Origin of the sequence: Exiguobacterium sp. TDN 0502 (genome assembly GCF_050846835.1) — a bacterium.
Lineage (GTDB): Bacteria > Bacillota > Bacilli > Exiguobacteriales > Exiguobacteriaceae > Exiguobacterium_A.
The window spans coordinates 339,581-357,637 of record NZ_JBOZGJ010000001.1 but is presented as its reverse complement, the minus strand read 5'-3'; the positions used below and the strand labels follow the sequence as shown (position 1 = coordinate 357,637).

The following is an 18,057-nucleotide window of genomic DNA, read 5'->3' as shown; positions in this document are numbered from 1 at the left end:
TTACTTATAAGGGGCGAGCGGATTTATGAATAAAACAGTATTGAAAAACTTTGCAACTTGGTCACGTCGTAAATTAATTGAGCAAGTCAAAACGACAGCATTTTTATATGGTATCGATGAAAATAACGGCTTACAAATGGAAGAGCAGTTCGGACAATTGGTCATTAATGGACAAACATATCCGTTATCAATGAAATCATCATTTACAGCGTTGCAAAAACAACTAGAGCAAAAAGGTTATAAACAACTACTTGAAGAAGTATCTTACACATGGTTTAACCGAATTATTGCGATTCGCTACATGGAAGTGCATGAATACTTACCTGAAAAAGTGAATGTCTTATCAAGCAGTGTCGGCCGAGTAGATCCTGATATTTTATTTGATTACGATACGATGGATTTAGCGATTAAACATGAGGAGGTACGTGAGTTAATAAACGCAGGTAATACAGAAGCAGCATTCCGACTTTTATTTGTTGCGCAATGTAACTCATTAAATCGTATTTTACCATTTATGTTTGAAGAAATTCAGGATTATACAGAGCTATTGTTACCAGATTTCTTATTAGATGCAGAATCTGTTATTAAAACACTTGTTCAAAGTAAAGAATTAACGGAGAGCTTTGCGGAAATCGAAGTAATCGGGTGGCTGTATCAATATTATATCGCCGAAGAAAAACATCGCGTATTTTCACAAAAATCAAAGTATAAAAAAGAAGAAATTCCATTTGCTACACAGTTATTTACGCCAAAATGGATTGTTCAATACATGGTACAAAACTCGCTTGGTCGTTACTGGACAGAGGCGCACCAAGAAGATGAAGACTTAATCGATAAATGGGAATATTTCATTAAACATGAGGAAGAAGATTTCCATGAAAAGATTGCGTCGTATGTAAATAAAGAGTTAAAGGTAGAAGATATTAAACTACTCGATCCAGCAATGGGGAGTGGACATATTTTAGTGTACGCATTTGAAGTGTTCCACGAAATTTACGAAAAATGTGGTTATCCAGAACGTGAAATTCCGCGATTGATTTTAGAAAATAACTTATATGGTCTAGATATCGATGACCGCGCGTATCAATTAGCGTCATTTGCGGTCGTGATGAAAGCCGCTTCTTATTCAAAACGCTTCTTTCGCAGTGTAGAACGCGAGGGCATTCAATTAAATTTAGCATCGATTCAAGAAACGAATCATGTTTCAGGTGAGGTTATCTCCTATATTGCACAGCAAGAAGTTGGTGAGCGATATAAGCAAGTAAAAGCCTTCTTTGATCAACACCATAATGCAAAAACATATGGATCATTAATTAATATTTCAGAACGTGATATTACATTTATTGAAGAGCGACTTGAGAAAATTGTGAACAATCCAGTAGAGGATTTATTCTACGGTGAGCAGCATGAGATAGCAAAACAAGTATTGCCAGCATTGATTCGTCAGACGAAGATTATGCGAAATGAGTATGATGTTGTGGTGATGAATCCTCCATATATGGGGGCGAGCGGAATGAATAAAGAATTAGGAGATTTTATTAAAAAGAATTACCCTGATTCTAAATCTGATTTATTCGCAGCATTTATGGAAATTAATCATTTTCTTAAATCAAAGGGGCTTTATGCAACAATTAATCAACATTCATGGATGTTTTTATCTAATTTTGATGATTTAAGAATAAAGATAATGAATAGTTATTTCATTGATAATATGATTCATTTAGGTTCGAGGGCTTTTGAAGAAATTAATGGTGAAGTAGTTCAATCTACATCTTTTATATATCGGAACTATAAGTTAGAAAATTTAAATACTACTTTTTTTAGACTTACAGATTTTAATTCGAGTTTTTTAAAAGAACAGGCGCTTAAGAGTGCATTAAATACTACAGATTCTCCTATAATATTTAAAGTAAACGTTAAAGAATTAACGTTTATTGCAGGTATGCCATTAACTTATTGGATAAATGAAAAAGTTTTAAGCATCTTTAAAAGCAATGTTGTATTCGAAAACTGTGTTGATGCGAAAGTAGGTCTTCAAACAGGTGATAATAAAAAGTTTCTACGATACTGGTTCGAAGTAGATAGAAATGAAATAAGATTTGATTGTGAAACAGTTGATGATACATTCAATTTTAAGTGGTATCCGTATAATAAAGGCGGTTCATATCGAAAATGGTATGGTAATAGAGAATATGTAGTTAACTGGGAAGATAATGGTATCGAATTAAGGAATTTTAAAAACGATAAAGGTAAGCTTAAATCTAGACCACAGAATACGAGTTATTACTTTAAAGAAAGTATTTCTTGGTCAGATATTTCTACTACTAACAGCTCATTTAGATATTATGAAAAAGGTTTTATCTTTGATACTACGGGTCATTCTGCATTTCCAAATGAAAAAGTTACAGCTTTAAAGATGTTAGCTGTTTTAAATAATAAAGTTTTCAATGATTTAACAAAAATGATTAACCCAACAATTCATTTTAATACAGGCTATTTTAATAAATTGCCCGCAGCATTTTTAAATGAAGATGTTAGTGACATAGTTGAAGAAAATATTGAAATATCAAAAATAGATTGGGACAGTTCAGAAGTTTCTTGGGATTTTAGTGAACCAGAAATATTGAAGAGTAAAAGTTTATTAGAATTAAAAGAAGCTTACGAGGCTACATCTCGTCTACTTAATAATCGAAGAGAAATGTTAAAACGTAATGAAGAATTGCTTAACTCTAAATTTATAAATGAATATGATTTATCAAATATTTATAATGAAAAAGTTCTAGATTCTGAGATTACTTTAAGAATTGCTGATAAAAAGGAAATTGCAAAAGAGTTGTTATCATATTTTATAGGATGTTTAATGGGGCGATTTTCTTTGGATAAAGCTGGTGTTATATATTCGGGAGGAACTTTTGAACCAGAAATTTACAAAACGTTTCCCCCTCAAAAAGATGGATATGTTATATTTACTGAAAATCAATACTTTACAGAAGATATTATTTCTAAATTAAAGGAGTTTTTAGGTGAGGTTTTCTCGCCAGAAACTATTGAAAAAAATATATGGTGGCTAGCTAGTACTTTAGAAATAAAAGAAAATGAAGACTCTGAAAAGCGTTTGCGTAGATATTTTTCGGATGAATTTTATTCAGATCATTGTAAAATGTATCAAAATCATCCGATTTACTGGCTATTAGACTCTGGTAAACATAAAGGATTGCGAACATTAATCTACATGCATCGATATCACTCTTCTACAATGGCAACAATTCGTTTTGAACATTTACAAGAAATACAATCAAAGTATAGCCAGGAAATTGCAGATATTGAAAATCGTTTGGTGAATCCTAATCTAAATACAACAGATAAAAATAAATTGAATGCTGAAAAGGTATTATTTGAGAAGAAAATTGACGAGCTTCGTGAGTTTGATAAGCGTTTAGCAGCCATTGCAGCAGAAGAAATTGAAATTGATTTAGAGGATGGTGTGAAGGTGAATTACGAGAAATTTTATCGTGGCGGTAAAGGTGTACTGGCGAAGATTAAGTAATATTTATTAAAAAATAAAACACAGTACTCTTTGAACTGAACCCCGAATGATAGACACTTGAAAAAAAGTGCATCATTCGGGGTTTTTCGTGTGGATACGAATCGCTATAATGAACCTATTCAATCAGACAGGAGAAACAATCATGAGTAAAATCATCTTCACCATGACCCAAATCAACCAGCTCGAAGAAAATCCGAACGTCGCTTCCGTATCAGAACGTTCAATCCAGTACACGGCCGAGTTCAAGGTCAAGGCTGTACGTGAGAATATGGAAGGAAAAGGACCTCAACAAATCTTCACGGAGGCTGGATTCGACCTGACAGTGATCGGGAAAAGAAAAGCGCATTCCGCGTTGATTCGCTGGCGCCAAACGTTCCGAAAAGACGGAGAGGAGGGTCTCCGGAACGACAAACGTGGAAAGGCTCTGGGAGGCGGACGCCCGAAGACAGACGAGTCGATGGAGAGACGGTTGGCGAAGGCAGAGGCACGGATCAAATACCTGACGGCAGAGAACGAGCTCTTAAAAAAGTTAGAGCAGTTAGAAGGGCAGGCGAAACGTATGAACTAACACCAGCAGAGAAATATCAGACCATCAACACTGTCATCCGCATCGCACAGATTAAAAATCTCGTCCGCCCACTATGTGAGATTGCCAGAGTGAGCCGCAGTGGCTATTACGCCTGGTTGAACCGTGCCGAGGCGGATTCCCTCCGGGAAGAGCGTGATCACCTAGATGCGACACTCCTCAAGAAAATCCATGATAGCCACAAAGGCAGAGTCGGCTATCGGGGGCTGTACATGGAGGTGTGCGCCACCCTCGGTTTCCCGATCAACCATAAACGGATTCTCCGACTGATGCGCAAATATAACATCGTGACCAAAATCCGGAGGATGAACCCTTATCGCAAGCTCTCTCGGGCGACGCACGAGCACCGCGTCGTGCCGAACCGATTGAACCGCGAGTTCCGGCAGAGCGAGCCCGGGAAGGTATTCGTGACCGATATCACCTACCTCCCCATCGCCTCCGGCGAGAACATCTATCTGTCTTGTGTGAAGGACGTCGCCACGCGCGAAATCGTGGCACACCAATTGTCCACGAGTCTTCACATGTACCTCGTCTTTCAGACGATGAAAAAGCTCGAAGAGCATCTCCAAGAGAAGCGACATCCCGAGGCATTCATTCGGACCAAGGCTTCCACTACACCCATCCGGGCTACCAGCGACTCATTGGCGACCTCGGACTGGTCCAGTCCATGTCCCGTCGGGGCAACTGTCTCGACAACGCACCGATCGAATCGTTCTTCGGTCATTTGAAGGACTATGTCACCAACCGTTCGTGCGGGTCAATCGAGGAGGTCCGAGAGATGGTCGGGGACTACATCAGCTATTACAACTGCGAGCGCGGTCAATGGAACCTAAAAAAGATGACCCCGAAACAATATCGGGACCATCTGATCGCAGCATAGAAAACGTGGTCTTTTTATTAAAGTGTCCATTTTGCGGGGCTCAGTTCACTTTTTGAAGTACTGTGTTTTTAAAACGCTAAGTTTTATGTTGCCTGTCAACGTCTGGACGCAGTTCAAATAAACGTATCAGGTTTTTACGATGCTTAGTCATTGTTTGTTAATATCATTATGACTAATAAAATTTAAACGAACAAAATTAAAATAAACAATTTTAAAATGTAGATGTCGCGTGATAATTGATTTGAGAAAGGAGCAATACAATTGGAAATCCTACAGTTATTAAAGGAACGCATCATAGATGAATTACATAAAAAGCCTCGTACAGTTGTGTTTTGGTACGACGAGCAAGGTGAATATACGTTAGAGTCGCTAGAAGAAACATTAGCAGATCAACCAATGCAAGTACGTGCTTTAACGCGTAATAATTTTTTCTCGTTGAAAATTGAAATTGAAATAGAGAAAAAGCAGGATTCATTCTTATTATATGCAAATTTTGCAAAGCCCGAGAAGGAAAAAAACTATTTGCTCGATATGGAGCTATATGGTACAGAGTTTAAAGCAGATACGACAGCTTTATTTGCTGAACAGCTTCAAGTAAGTGATACATTGCTTCGAGAAATGATTGGCAAGTACCCGGATTTTTTCAAGAGTGCGGAGCGTAAAGAGAAACTGAAACGAGTCATCAAACCACAGGCGAATGATCATGATTTTGAATATGCGATGTTGGCTGTATTAACAGGTGCGCCAATTGCAGAGATGGATAAAATTGCGCAAAGCTTATTGATGGCTGGCTTACAAGAAGATTCGAATGAGTTATATAAGTCAATTTCAAAGCGTTATAGTAAGGAACGGCTTTATGTGTTATTGGGACAATATTTCGGTGTACATGTTGAGTCGTATTCATTACAGCATTTAATGGAACACATATTATACGCACACTTTCAACGTTATGCACAATTTGAGGACGCGTCATTACAGAAGAAGTATGAAACGACACGTGCCAATGCAAGTGCCTTATTTGTAGACGATTGGCTGCAAACAAAGGGCAGTGACGTGTTAGAACAATACATGCAAGAAATTGAAGAAACTTTTTCAATCGTTGAATTATTGAGCAATCGTCCAATGGAGCAATACGCGGATATTTCAACGTTCCCTGTCATTGATGTGCTATTAATTGAAAAACTAACTACAGAGTTACTGCATCAAACCTCTAATTTAGAGGTCTGGAAAGAAGTTTTACAAAATCGATTAAAGATACATTGGGCAAATCGAAATGAGCGTATTCGTGGACTATTGAAAGTGTTAGTGCATGCGTTGGATTTAACGATGTATAAAACATTATTAAAGCAATATGATACGCGTATTCCATTGTACGTGCAGTATGCGAGTAACCTGTATGTAATTGATCAAGCATATCGTCGTTTCATCATTGGTTATATGCAACTTGATCATCGAGAATTATTAGATGAGTTAGCTGAAAAGTTGACGAATTGGTATGAAAATAAGTATTTGTCAAAAGTATCAGAAGAAACGAACTATACGTTGGAACAAGCTGAATTAGGCAAACTTCCAAAGCAAGCGGCTTTTTATAAAGAATATATTGAACCGATTATGCAAAAGGAATCAACACGTGTATTTGTCGTAATTTCAGATGCATTACGTTATGAAGCGGGTGCGGAGTTACGAGAACGACTTGATGCGCGTTCCAATGGTAGTGCAACAATCAGTCCGCTCGTTGCCAATATGCCGACGTATACACAGCTTGGCATGGCTTCACTATTACCACATAAAACATTAACTATTACATCTAATGGTACGGTACTAGCAGATGGAGAGCCGACAAATGGTTTAACGAAGCGTATAAAAATTTTGCAAAAGTTCGAGCGAGAAGCAACTGCCTTCCGATATGATGATATTGCCTCTTGGTCACGTGCAACCGCAGATGAGCAGCTAAAAGGGAAGCGTTTAGTCTACGTTTATCATGATGTCATTGACGCAGCAGGGGATTCTGTAAAGTCCGAGCGTGAAACATATGCGGCTGTTGAACGAGCGATGAATGATTTAGGTAAGCTTGTAGACTCACTTTCAAGATGGCAGGCGAAGCGTATTTTCATTACAGCGGATCATGGCTTCTTATATCAAAATTCAAAGGTTGAAAATGCAGAGAAAGTAGCAAGTGTTGAAGGTGAGAAGTATGATAGTAATCGTCGTTTTATAATTGGTGAAAATCTATCAATAGGCGCGGGTGCAATTGCTGTTCCAAAAAAATTTACGACATTACAAGGTGCAGAAAAAGTTATTACGAAAGGAATTAACCGTTTTGTGGGCGGAGGTGGCTTACAATTCGTTCATGGTGGCGCAACGCCTCACGAAGCGATTACACCATTAATTGATTATCGCCGTACGTCACAAGCGACACCGGTAGATATTAATGTAGCGATGCCATCACGTATCATTAAAAACTTCCGTGTTGAAGTACCACTGTATCAAGAGCAAAGTATTTCAGCAGAATTCATGGCACATACTGTTCGTTTTGCATTTTATTTAGATGGGGACCGTATATCGAATGAAGTTGATTATAGGTTTAATATGCAAGGGAAAAATCATGAACGTACTACGAAACTGGTATTTGATTTAACTGAGCAATATTATAAAGCCGGACAAAAGTGTACACTGAAAATGGCAAGTGTCGAAGGAAATAAGGTCACCCCTTATAACGAAGCAGAATTTACGATTCATATGTATAATGCTTTATATTAAATAAAAATATAAATCACATTCAAGGCGCCTCTTCATTTCGTGAAAAGGTGCCTTTTTACTCGGGAATGAATTAACAATAATTAGAAATATAGTATATAATTTTATGTAAGAAACCATAGATATTGTGAGGTATATGTATGCTTAGAATCGGATCAATAATTAAAGGACCATTTTGGCCAGAAATCGTAGTTATTAAGCATTTTGAAGAAATTGATGATGACTTGTTTTTAGTCGAATCCATTGGGCGCAAAACGAATAAATATTACGAACAGTATTTAGATAAAGCACAGCTAAGCCAGTTAGAGAATATTCAAGAAGAGGAAAGTACGTTTAATGCAGAGCGCCTACAGCATTACCTTCAATATTATGTGCTGAAAACGGAAGATAAGTATTCACAATCTCGCGCACGTGGCAATAAAAAAATTATGCCTTTGCCTCATCAAATTGAAGCTGTTTATAGCCGTATGCTGCAATCGCCGCAAGTTCGCTATTTACTTGCAGATGATCCAGGAGCAGGGAAAACGATTATGTCGGGGATGCTTATTAGAGAGCTACTTGCACGTCAAGCTGCGGAACGTATTTTAATTTTAGTCCCACCGCTCGTATTAAAACAGTGGCAAGAAGAGTTAAAAGAAAAGTTTGGAGAAGATTTTACGATTGTGAATCGTAGCTTATTAAATAGTTCAATTGAAATTAATCCGTTTGAAACACATGATAAAGTCATTGTCTCCATTTATTGGGCGGCGCGTGAAGAAATAAAAGCGTACATAATGAAAGCCAACTTTGATTTAGTCATTGTCGATGAGGCACATAAAATGGCTGCTTATACGCATGGTGTGAAAAAACGCAAAATTAGTCGTACGAAGATTTTTCAGCTTGGAGAAGGGCTGTTACGTCACACGGAACATTGCCTCCTACTAACAGCGACACCACATAAAGGGGATAAGGAAAACTTCCGTCATTTAATGAGTTTAGTCGATCACGATATTTTTTCGCAAATGAACACTGGTGAATCGATCTATGAGAAAAGTAATCCATTCGTCATCCGTCGTTTAAAAGAAACAATGAAAAACTTTGATGGTACACCAATCTTCCCTAAGCGAACGACCAAAACAATTGCGTTCGATTTAAGCTATGAAGAACAACAGTTATATGAAGAAGTAACCGCATATGCTAGAGAACATTTTAACCGAGCCAAACAAAATAATAAGCCGAACGTTGCATTTGCGATGATGATTTTACAACGTCGTTTAAGTTCTTCAGTAGATGCGATTTATTTATCACTTAAACGTCGTAAAGAGAAATTAGAGGCATTACTGGAATCTGAGCTGACAGCTGTTCAGTCAATAGAGCCGTTTAATTACGATGAGCTATCAATTGATGAGCAAGAGGAAGTAGACGCACAGCTAGAAGGTGAAACGGACGTTATTGATGTTGCTGAGCTACAAGTAGAAATTGCTGTGTTAGCAGACTTAGTTCAAAAGGCAGAGCGACTCGTTCAGCAAGACGTCGAAGTGAAATATGCAGAATTAGAGCGCACGTTATTTGGTGAAGATGGACTTCTATCGAAAGGTGAAAAGATTTTAATTTTTACCGAATCAAAGGATACATTGCATTATCTTGAACGAAAGTTATTGGAGCATGTGCCTGAAGTGACAAAAATTATTGGTCATTTTTCAATGGATTATCGTCATGGGCAAGTTGAGAAATTTCGAAATGATGTACAAATTATGCTGGCAACTGATGCAGGTGGTGAATCGATCAACCTTCAGTTCTGTAATCAAATGATTAACTACGATATTCCGTGGAATCCGAATCGTTTAGAGCAGCGTATGGGACGTATTCATCGTATTGGGCAAAAAAATGAAGTGTTCATTTTCAATCTTGTGGCAAGCAATACACGCGAAGGCGATGTACTGATTCGTCTATTAACAAAAATGGATCAAATGCGTGAAGATTTAGGTCAGGAGCAAGTATATGACTTTATCGGAGAAGTATTAGAGAAACATCATATCGATTTAGCAAGTTTAATGGAAACGGCTATTAGCGGAAGAGAAAACTTAGATGAACTTGTTGCGACAATGGAAAAGACATTATCAGATGAACATAAGCGTTTATTAGAACTCGCAAAGCAAGAAAGATTAGACGATTCAAGCTTTGATTTGCCAAGTGCAAGACGTGCTTATCAAGAAATTTCGATTAATAGTATGCCACCGCGCGTTTATGGCGAATTTACGATAAAACAATTTGAAACATCACGCATTAAGTTGAATTTTTCAAATGACCAGCAAGTAGTCCGCATTGATCGATTCCCGAAAAGCATACGCGAGCTAATTAAACGTAAAAAATATAGTTTGCGAACAGACGAATCACTGCGTTTTACATTAACATCGATGAAGCAAACAGAAGAACTGATCGCCGTTACAAGCAATCATCCTGTTCAAAAAATTGCAATGGAGTTAGCTAGTCAGGAATTACAACAAGTAGCATTCCCGGTTTGTTCAGTGAAAGCTAATGTAAGTGAGCCACTTGTCATTGAATTAAGTCGAGTAAGTGTCGTTGATGGCAATAGCCGAGAGTTAGAGCAAACAGTAATGTTATTAGCAAAGCGAGCTTCTGGACAGTTTATTCAAATCGATCCGTATTTCTTATTCCAGCAATCATTGGAGTTCATTGGATTGAAAGAAGATGAAGATAAATTATTTAAGCGAGAATCAATTATTCAGGCGAAAAAGCTACTACAAGGGGTTCAAATGAAGCGAGATGATTATTTAAATCGTAAAGGCACTTACTTACGACGCTCATTCGACGAGCAAATGCACGTGCTACAAGAACGTTTGACGAATTATTTAGATGATAATATCAATAATAAAAACAGTGCGTTAATTAACCAAACGTACACGCAAATTGAAGATTTAGAAGAACGTAGTAAAGAACGTTTAGAAGATATTGAGCGTGAGCGTAGCATCCAGCTGCAATCTATTAAGTCCTTAGCCCAGTTACACGTCGAACCGCTTTCAAAAATAGCGAGAATCATTCCTACAGACTATGTAGGAGTCATCAAGGAATATGAACATAGCAATGGTCGTATAAATGTACGTGAAAAGAATGCATATGGATTAGTTGATTTTACGAGCGAAGAAACAGAAGGGAATACACGCTTCATCTTATTAAAGACATCTTTAAAAGTATTGGATGAACAAATAATTTTAGAAGATTATTGTGAATTGAATGGTTCTGTTTATATTTATGTGTTAGACGGTCAAAAAATCGTTGAAGAAATAAAAATGAAACAATTGATAGGAGTATAAGAAATAGCTGAAATTAAATATGAAGTAGTTGAGAATATTGGCGTTTTATCCGAATCCTCTAGAGACTGGAAGAAAGAGCTGAACCGCATTAGCTGGAACGGTGTTATACCGAAGTATGATATTCGTGAATGGGCGCTAGGTCGTGAGAAGATGGGAAAGGGTGTAACGTTGTCACAGGAAGAGTATAACGAGTTGCAGCGATTAGTAAAAAACATATAACGTAAAAAAAGCAGCAACCTTTGAGAGTATCAGGTCTCGAGATTGCTGTTTTACGTTTATAGGAAGACTTTCGGATTTAACTTAATGAATTGTTTAATATTATTTCGAGATTTTAATTTAATTTAAAAGGAATTATGCTGCATCAAGTAAATCAATTAAACTATAAAAATCAATTATTTCTATTTCATTAAACATAAAGTCTAAGTGATAAGAAGGTTGTTGCTTGCTGAATTCTAGATACTTAATATTTGCTCTGAAATCGTAGGTGGCAAATAGAAATTTTAAATTTGGTGCTATACCAGTTAGTGAGTTTTTTACATCTATCATAAAAGAAACTTTATTTAATTCAGGAATTGGCGGTACCACTCCGTGTTCAAAATGTTGTGATATATGACCAACTAAAGTCTTAGCAAATACGTTCAAAGAGGATTTACATTCGATAAGTTTAAAACAGCTTACATTATTAGTTTCTTTAGAACGATTTAAAATACCAACATCTATATCGTTCTCTAATGAACTCACGTTTCTCCAATTGTTTCTAATAGAAGAATCAACAATTTTTATTTCAGGTTCCATGTATTTAAACGTATCATCTTCATTCGACTGAGGAAGAATTACTTTATCTGAAATTAAATAAATAATAGTTTCTAGATATATACTTCTAAAAAGTTTAAAATCTTCATAATTCAATTTATAAAGATTGTCAAATATATCTAAAAAACGTGAATGTTCTTTGTGAATTAATTCAACTTCTTTAGTCCTGATCTTAAAAATCTTCCTAATGTTTTTTATACTGTCTTCTTTTAATTTAGGAATAGAATCAGTTTTAAATTTTATATTATTAGGAGGAGTTATAAAAGAGTTAAAAATTGATAATGTAATATAAAAGTATCTTTTTTCTTTAAATGAAATACTATTTAATTCAGAAATATATTTACCGAATTTTCTCATCTTTTTTTGTCTATTACTATCATTTTCGTGACAACTTACTAATAAATGATTGTTGACTTTACTCATTTTTCAAGAGCCTCTTTAAATAAAATAGGTAATTTTATAACTGAACCGAATTTATTTGAATCTAAAATAGCCTGTAAAGTTACTTTCAGACTTGGCCAGTTATTTTTTATTATCAAATCAATTAGCCTATTTTTAGTATTGCTATCAAATGTTTCTGGGTGTTGTGCATATGGATATTCTGGTTTGAAATTTATAGTTAAAAATGCGCTTAGGATTGCAAACGAAATATTTCTTGTTTCACTATCTTGTATAGTAAATTTATACAGCAACTTTGTGGTATAACTATTATCAGAATGTATTTCAGGAGTAGCCATTCCAAAGTCTACTTTTAAAACAAAAGATCTTTCAGAGATAGATCTTTCTTCTAGAAGGTCTGATATTTCATTTGAACTTTCAGTAAAATCTAGCCAATCTAATTTTGTTAAACTAGCATCTAAATATTCAATCGTATTATCTTCAAAATTCATCATATACTCTCCTAAATTTAAATTGTTATCAATCATTTTTCTAATAATGTGGCTATCACGTATAAACTTTAATCGATTTTAATATTTTTATCCTGGGAAGAATATATATATTCATATGTTACATTTTTGGAATTTCTTTTATTGTGGTTAACATTCGTGAAGTATTCATTTTTGCAAATATCGATACTATCAAAAGTTTTGAATTCTTTTTCAGTCTCTAGGTTAGTAATTTTATACTTTAATCCAAAAGCCACCATATCAAAAAAGCTTCTCATTAAATTTTTACTTTGTATAATGCTAATAGATGTATTTGAAATTTCTTCTGTGATTAGGTCATTTAGATAATCTTGTTCAAAGTAAAACCATTCTTGTAATTCTTCAAACTCATCAAACGAAATATTATTTTTTTTACTTATCTCATTCAATAGTATCAAGTAGGAATTCCGGACAATTTTTGAATTGTCATATATTAATTCTAAATTATAATCATCAAAACTTTTATGATTGGTACTGACATATGCTAAAATTTTCTCATTTAGTTCCTGCAAGATATTATTATGATTTGTTAATTCTAATTTAATATTTACAAATTCATCTTTATTCCATTCAATGGTTGAAGCAGTACTTTGCACAATAGAAGTGTTAATGAAACTTTCTTCGAAAACGAAAAAATCAACATTAAATTCATCTTTTTTTCTCATATTATCCTCCCTTTCTAAAAAAATAGGGAATTCAATAATTAAAACTATTTAAATTTTACTTTCCCCATACTAAACTTTAAAAACGAAAACATGAAACGTGATATGTAGAAACATAACTAGTCAATACATTTTCAACAAATAAATTATTTTACTTCTTATTATAGATTAACACAATAAATCCTTTAAAAATTTCTACAAATTTTAAACAATTGATAATTTAAATGCATTGTCTAACTGCGAAATAAATATATAAATTACTTTTAACCATACTAATAATAGATTTAAGCTAAATGATTGAAAAGAATCTTAGTGTTAATAAAACTATACAGTATTAAATTGATTATACTAAGAAAACTTATTATTTATTGTATATTCTTGTTAGAAACGGAGCTGACACCTATGATACGACGTGCCACGTTGATGGACGGGAAAGCCTTATCGGACTTAATGCGACGCATTGATCGGGAAACGAAATATATGTTGTATGAGCCGGAGGAACGTGTCCTGTCAACGGAACAGGCGGAGGCGTTCATCGAGAAGTTCGGTCAGGCTGCGAACTCGGACATCTTCATCGTGGATGTCGACGAACAACTCGTCGGTTATGTGCTCGTCGTTGGTGGTGAGCCGAGTCGGATTCGTCACCGGGCGAATCTTGTCATTGGCTTGCTTGATGCCTATACGGGTCGTGGTCTTGGTGCGGGTCTACTTGAGGCAGTCGATGCGTTTGCCATTGAAGCAGGGCTCATCCGACTCGAGTTGACGGTTCGCAAGGATAACTTGCGGGCAATCGAGCTCTATCATAAGTTTGGCTTTAACATCGAAGGAACACGGATTGCGTCGCTCTTCATCGATGGGGAATACGTTGATGAACTGGCGATGTCGAAAATCTATACGACAGAAGAATTCTAAAAAAAGATGCTCCGTGGACTTATCTCTGAAAAGAGACGAGACCATGAGCATCTTTTTTATGGCGATATCTTTTGTTGTTCGAAGTCGATCTCCAAAACGTTTTTCGCATAATCCTTACCCCAGTCATACATCGCGTCTAAAATCGGCATTAAGCTATGACCCTGCGGCGTCAAAGAATATTCGACCTTCGGTGGTACGACCGGGTAGACTTCCCGGTGAATGATGTGGTGGTCTTCGAGTTCGCGCAGTTGATTGACGAGCATCCGTTGCGTGATCCCAGGCATCAGACTTTTCAGTTCCCCGAAGCGTTTCGTTCCTTCCTTGCCTAAGTGCCAAAGAATGAGCATTTTCCATTTGCCCCCGATGATCGAGAGGGTCAATTCCTTCTCACAGTTAAACTGACGATCTTCAAAATGTGGCATCGATCCACCTCCTGTTTCAGTATAGTCTTTCTTCCGGTCGACAGTATACTTTTCTGCACTATGTATGAAAAACCGCACTATGTAAATTAAAAGTGCGTACTTCTCAAGAATGCTCCTGCGGATTATATTTAGTCCTGTTCCTTCATGAACGTCGGAAGGAAGTGTCAGGTACGACAATACAGAGAAGAACGGGAGAGGTACAAAATGAAATTACAACTCGCCATCGATTTAGTCGATACAGCAGGTGCGATTGCTTTAGTCAAAGAAATCGGGGAAAACAATTTAGATATCGTCGAGATCGGCACACCGGTCGTCATCAACGAAGGGCTCCGCGCCGTCAAAGAAATGAAAGCCGCGTTCCCGAACTTAACGGTCCTCGCTGACTTGAAAATCATGGACGCTGCCGGCTACGAAGTCAGTCAAGCTGTCGCACACGGCGCTGATATCGTTACGATCCTTGGTGCAGCCGAAGACATGTCAATCAAAGGGGCAGTCGAAGAAGCGAAAAAATCTGGCAAACAGATTCTCGTCGACATGATTGCCGTGAAAGATATCGCAACACGTGCGAAAGAACTTGATGCATTAGGCGTCGACTACATCTGTGTCCACACAGGTTACGATTTGCAAGCAGTCGGTCAAAACTCATTTGAGGATCTTGCGACAATCAAGTCAGTTGTGACAAATGCAAAAACAGCTGTTGCGGGTGGCATCAAGATGGAGACGTTACCGGAAGTCATCGCTGCACGTCCTGATTTGATCATCGTCGGTGGCGGGATCACGGGACAAGACGATAAACAAGAAACAGCGTCAACGATGCACCGGATGCTGCAAGAGGCGTAAATGACACACATTCAAACGATTATCGAAGAACTGACTTCGACAGTTGAAGCAATCGATGCGACCGAGACGAAAGAATTGGCAGATGCTGTCCTTCAAGCGAACCGGATTTTTCTCGCGGGAGCCGGTCGCTCCGGCTTGATGGGGAAAGCGTTCGTCATGCGGCTGATGCACATGGGATTCGATGCTTATGTCGTCGGCGAGACGGTCACGGCGAATTTACGCGAGGGTGACTTGTTGATCGTCGGTTCCGGATCGGGTGAGACGAAAACGTTGGTACCAATCGTCGAGAAAGCACAGCAACTCGGTGGAACGGTTGCTGTCGTCACGATCAATCCGACATCGACGTTAGCACGATTAGCAGACTTAGTTGTCAAACTGCCCGGAGTTCCGAAAGAACAAACGGCATCAGCAGATGAGACGGTTCAACCAATGGGCTCGTTGTTCGAACAGACGATGTTGTTGTTTTATGATGCTTTGATTCTGCAAATCATGGAAGATAAGCGGCTTGATTCACAAACGATGTACGGGAAACATGCCAACTTAGAGTGAAACATATGAAACAGATTAGTTCTCTTCAATAAAAGAGGGCTAGTCTGTTTTTGTCTGTAGAAATTTATACATTCGAAGATTCTCCTTCCCCTGTTTTTATGTTTTTACAGTTTTCTTAAAAGTATGATCTTGAAGCATGCGATACTCAAAGAAAGGAAAAAAGAGGAAAAGGAGATTGTTATGCGATTTCAACGGATTGGTGTAATCAGTGCATTATTCGCTGCAAGTATCTTGACCGGTTGTGCAGAACCAGACCAAGTTCCGCCTTTGAATCAGCTTCACACGCGATGGATTGATGATAACACGGCTGAGGATGGTGCTGAACCTAATGCCATCGTACAACGTATTAAAGCAGAAGACTTTTCAGAACAGGATTCGTTTGGAGCGGATTTCCGTCGTCACGTGATGTTTTACTTTAAAGATGGAACAAAAGCGCATCCGACTGAACGCGATATCTGGAGTAGTGTCTCCCTCGGGAATCATGCTTACGTGACGCTTCATTATCCAAAAGGAGCAGATCGTCTTGCTGTACTAGAGTATACCAAGCAAGAGAAGAACTGGATGTTAGGAGGCGTCTCATATGACGACGTTCAAAACATTAAGAAGAGTAGTTCTGCTCGCGGTTTGAATTTACCGTTCTCGACATTCCAAGCGATTGCCAGTAGTTCAAGTCCTAATGGGGATGATAGAATCTGGTTCTTCCACACGAAGTCACAAACGATTCTTCTAACCGTCGTTCCGAAGCAAGACGTTCAAGGCGAGGACTGGAAGGAAACGACGCTTGCAAACGGACAGACAGCTTACTTCGAGCAGAAACAAGAGAGAACGAACCTCTATTACGTCGAAGACAATCAAATCGTCCTCCTGTCCGGTAACGTATCACTAAAACAATTAAAAAAATTAGCACGATCAATTGCTCCTGTCGACGCTGCTGATTTCCCGTATTCTTAAACAAAAAAAATCCGGACGCTGCGGCATCCGGATTTTTGTTTACCATTTGAAATCGAAATCAGCACCGACATCTTTTGCGAGGTGGGCATCTGATCCATAGACGAGCGGAATCGATAACGACTGCGTGACTTGCAAGAGTTCCGGGTAAGGATAGGAAAGACCACATAACGGCTTTCGGAGTCCTGCCGTGTTGACGTCGAGTGCAAAGTTTGCCTGACGGATTTTCCGTAACGTGTCGTCGAGGTTCGTTGGGTTCGATTCGAGCGGATAGGCTTGGATGAACTTCGTCGGTAACGTCAAGTGACCGAGTCGCTTCGGCTGGTGTGCACCGAGGTCCGTCATGACGAGGGCTTGGATGCCTTCATAATACCGTTCGTGGACGGCGGTGACGCTTCCGAGTTTCGTGACGATCTCACCGAAGCTTTCCTTGCTGAAGTCGACCATGTAGTACTTGTCATCAATGTATAAATAATGCAATGAGAGAATCCCGTCGGTCAAGACATCGGCGTAGCGAGCGATGATGTCACGCGTGCCGTCGACATGCCCTTCCCAGTAGTCGAATTCCATCCCAATCCGGATGTCGATCTGATTCTTGTATGTCTCGCGGAGTTGCGTTAATTCCTTCAGGTAGGCATCGGCTGTCGCAAACGACATTCCGGAATCATTATCTGGCGCAGGATCCGTCACACCTTCAGGTAAAGGGGCATGTTCCGTGAAGCTGATCCGTTCTAAGCCTTGCTCTAAGGCACGCTCGATGTAGGCTTCGAGTGGATCCTTCGTACCGTGTGGACAATATGGACTGTGGACGTGACCGTCCCATTTCAATAATTGCATGAGTAACCCTCCGATTTTTTAGAATTGGCAAGCAAAGCGATTGACAATGTGCCCGAAACGCGGT

At 38.1% G+C, this 18,057-nt stretch carries 13 protein-coding genes and 1 pseudogene; 9 read left to right on the top strand and 5 right to left on the bottom strand.

Going from position 1 to position 18,057, the window contains the following annotated elements:
- Positions 1–25 precede the first annotated feature (25 nt).
- From pglX to ACRPK8_RS01715, 5 genes and pseudogenes are all read left to right on the top strand, one after another.
- Positions 26–3,547 carry a BREX-1 system adenine-specific DNA-methyltransferase PglX gene (gene pglX, locus ACRPK8_RS01735; protein WP_432236635.1) on the top strand — a complete coding sequence of 1,174 codons (3,522 nt, stop codon included), beginning with the start codon at positions 26–28 and terminating at the stop codon, positions 3,545–3,547.
- A 142-nt stretch (positions 3,548–3,689) separates the two neighbouring features.
- Positions 3,690–5,013: pseudogene (locus ACRPK8_RS01730) on the top strand (IS3 family transposase).
- Positions 5,014–5,274: 261 nt separating this feature from the next.
- Entirely contained in the window at positions 5,275–7,773 is a 2,499-nt protein-coding gene (pglZ, locus tag ACRPK8_RS01725) for a BREX-1 system phosphatase PglZ type A (protein WP_432236634.1), read from the top strand.
- A gap of 137 nt (positions 7,774–7,910) precedes the next feature.
- Positions 7,911–11,084, top strand: a complete 3,174-nt coding sequence (locus tag ACRPK8_RS01720; RefSeq protein WP_432236633.1) for a helicase-related protein — start codon at positions 7,911–7,913, stop codon at positions 11,082–11,084.
- Positions 11,085–11,087: 3 nt separating this feature from the next.
- On the top strand, positions 11,088–11,303 hold the full coding sequence (locus ACRPK8_RS01715; RefSeq protein ID WP_432236894.1) for a YdbC family protein: 216 nt from the start codon (positions 11,088–11,090) through the stop codon (positions 11,301–11,303).
- Between the two features lie 132 nt (positions 11,304–11,435).
- Here the strand turns inward: ACRPK8_RS01715 and ACRPK8_RS01710 are convergent, their stop codons facing one another.
- The 3 genes from ACRPK8_RS01710 to ACRPK8_RS01700 all read right to left on the bottom strand — a co-directional run bounded on the left by ACRPK8_RS01710 (position 11,436) and on the right by ACRPK8_RS01700 (position 13,488).
- Positions 11,436–12,320, bottom strand: coding sequence for a hypothetical protein (locus ACRPK8_RS01710; RefSeq protein ID WP_432236632.1), 885 nt, complete (start codon positions 12,318–12,320; stop codon positions 11,436–11,438).
- Complete coding sequence (locus tag ACRPK8_RS01705; protein WP_432236631.1) at positions 12,317–12,787, bottom strand: hypothetical protein; 471 nt, start codon at positions 12,785–12,787, stop codon at positions 12,317–12,319. The genes ACRPK8_RS01710 and ACRPK8_RS01705 overlap by 4 nt, the downstream gene beginning before the upstream one ends.
- Positions 12,788–12,855: 68 nt before the next feature.
- The gene (locus tag ACRPK8_RS01700; protein ID WP_432236630.1) at positions 12,856–13,488 is read right to left on the bottom strand and encodes a hypothetical protein; all 633 of its coding nucleotides are present in this window, start codon (positions 13,486–13,488) and stop codon (positions 12,856–12,858) included.
- A 399-nt stretch (positions 13,489–13,887) separates the two neighbouring features.
- Here ACRPK8_RS01700 and ACRPK8_RS01695 point away from each other — a divergent pair, with 399 nt between their 5' ends.
- Positions 13,888–14,397, top strand: coding sequence for an N-acetyltransferase family protein (locus ACRPK8_RS01695; RefSeq protein ID WP_432236629.1), 510 nt, complete (start codon positions 13,888–13,890; stop codon positions 14,395–14,397).
- Positions 14,398–14,453: 56 nt separating this feature from the next.
- Here the strand turns inward: ACRPK8_RS01695 and ACRPK8_RS01690 are convergent, their stop codons facing one another.
- Positions 14,454–14,819, bottom strand: coding sequence for a winged helix-turn-helix transcriptional regulator (locus ACRPK8_RS01690; protein ID WP_432236628.1), 366 nt, complete (start codon positions 14,817–14,819; stop codon positions 14,454–14,456).
- Positions 14,820–15,023: 204 nt separating this feature from the next.
- On the opposite strand from ACRPK8_RS01690, the gene hxlA reads away from it, so the two are divergent.
- The 3 genes from hxlA to ACRPK8_RS01675 all read left to right on the top strand — a co-directional run bounded on the left by hxlA (position 15,024) and on the right by ACRPK8_RS01675 (position 17,159).
- Entirely contained in the window at positions 15,024–15,659 is a 636-nt protein-coding gene (gene hxlA / locus ACRPK8_RS01685) for a 3-hexulose-6-phosphate synthase (protein WP_214805356.1), read from the top strand.
- On the top strand, positions 15,660–16,208 hold the full coding sequence (gene hxlB / locus ACRPK8_RS01680) for a 6-phospho-3-hexuloisomerase (protein WP_432236627.1): 549 nt from the start codon (positions 15,660–15,662) through the stop codon (positions 16,206–16,208).
- Between the two features lie 180 nt (positions 16,209–16,388).
- Positions 16,389–17,159 (top strand): hypothetical protein, encoded by a 771-nt coding sequence (locus ACRPK8_RS01675; protein WP_432236626.1) that lies wholly within the window; start codon positions 16,389–16,391, stop codon positions 17,157–17,159.
- A gap of 39 nt (positions 17,160–17,198) precedes the next feature.
- Here ACRPK8_RS01675 and hisJ read toward each other — a convergent pair whose 3' ends face one another.
- Positions 17,199–17,993 carry a histidinol-phosphatase HisJ gene (gene hisJ, locus ACRPK8_RS01670; protein ID WP_432236625.1) on the bottom strand — a complete coding sequence of 265 codons (795 nt, stop codon included), beginning with the start codon at positions 17,991–17,993 and terminating at the stop codon, positions 17,199–17,201.
- Between the last annotated feature and the right edge of the window lie 64 nt (positions 17,994–18,057).

What these genes read in the sequence shown, in the direction of transcription:
- ACRPK8_RS01695 (WP_432236629.1), top strand. Translation starts at nt 13,888, where the DNA reads ATGATACGACGTGCCACGTTGATGGACGGGAAAGCCTTATCGGACTTA.
- ACRPK8_RS01690 (WP_432236628.1), bottom strand. Translation starts at nt 14,819, where the DNA reads ATGCCACATTTTGAAGATCGTCAGTTTAACTGTGAGAAGGAATTGACC.
- ACRPK8_RS01710 (WP_432236632.1), bottom strand. Translation starts at nt 12,320, where the DNA reads ATGAGTAAAGTCAACAATCATTTATTAGTAAGTTGTCACGAAAATGAT.
- ACRPK8_RS01705 (WP_432236631.1), bottom strand. Translation starts at nt 12,787, where the DNA reads ATGAATTTTGAAGATAATACGATTGAATATTTAGATGCTAGTTTAACA.
- ACRPK8_RS01700 (WP_432236630.1), bottom strand. Translation starts at nt 13,488, where the DNA reads ATGAGAAAAAAAGATGAATTTAATGTTGATTTTTTCGTTTTCGAAGAA.
- pglX (WP_432236635.1), top strand. Translation starts at nt 26, where the DNA reads ATGAATAAAACAGTATTGAAAAACTTTGCAACTTGGTCACGTCGTAAA.
- ACRPK8_RS01675 (WP_432236626.1), top strand. Translation starts at nt 16,389, where the DNA reads ATGCGATTTCAACGGATTGGTGTAATCAGTGCATTATTCGCTGCAAGT.
- ACRPK8_RS01720 (WP_432236633.1), top strand. Translation starts at nt 7,911, where the DNA reads ATGCTTAGAATCGGATCAATAATTAAAGGACCATTTTGGCCAGAAATC.
- hxlB (WP_432236627.1), top strand. Translation starts at nt 15,660, where the DNA reads ATGACACACATTCAAACGATTATCGAAGAACTGACTTCGACAGTTGAA.
- hxlA (WP_214805356.1), top strand. Translation starts at nt 15,024, where the DNA reads ATGAAATTACAACTCGCCATCGATTTAGTCGATACAGCAGGTGCGATT.
- hisJ (WP_432236625.1), bottom strand. Translation starts at nt 17,993, where the DNA reads ATGCAATTATTGAAATGGGACGGTCACGTCCACAGTCCATATTGTCCA.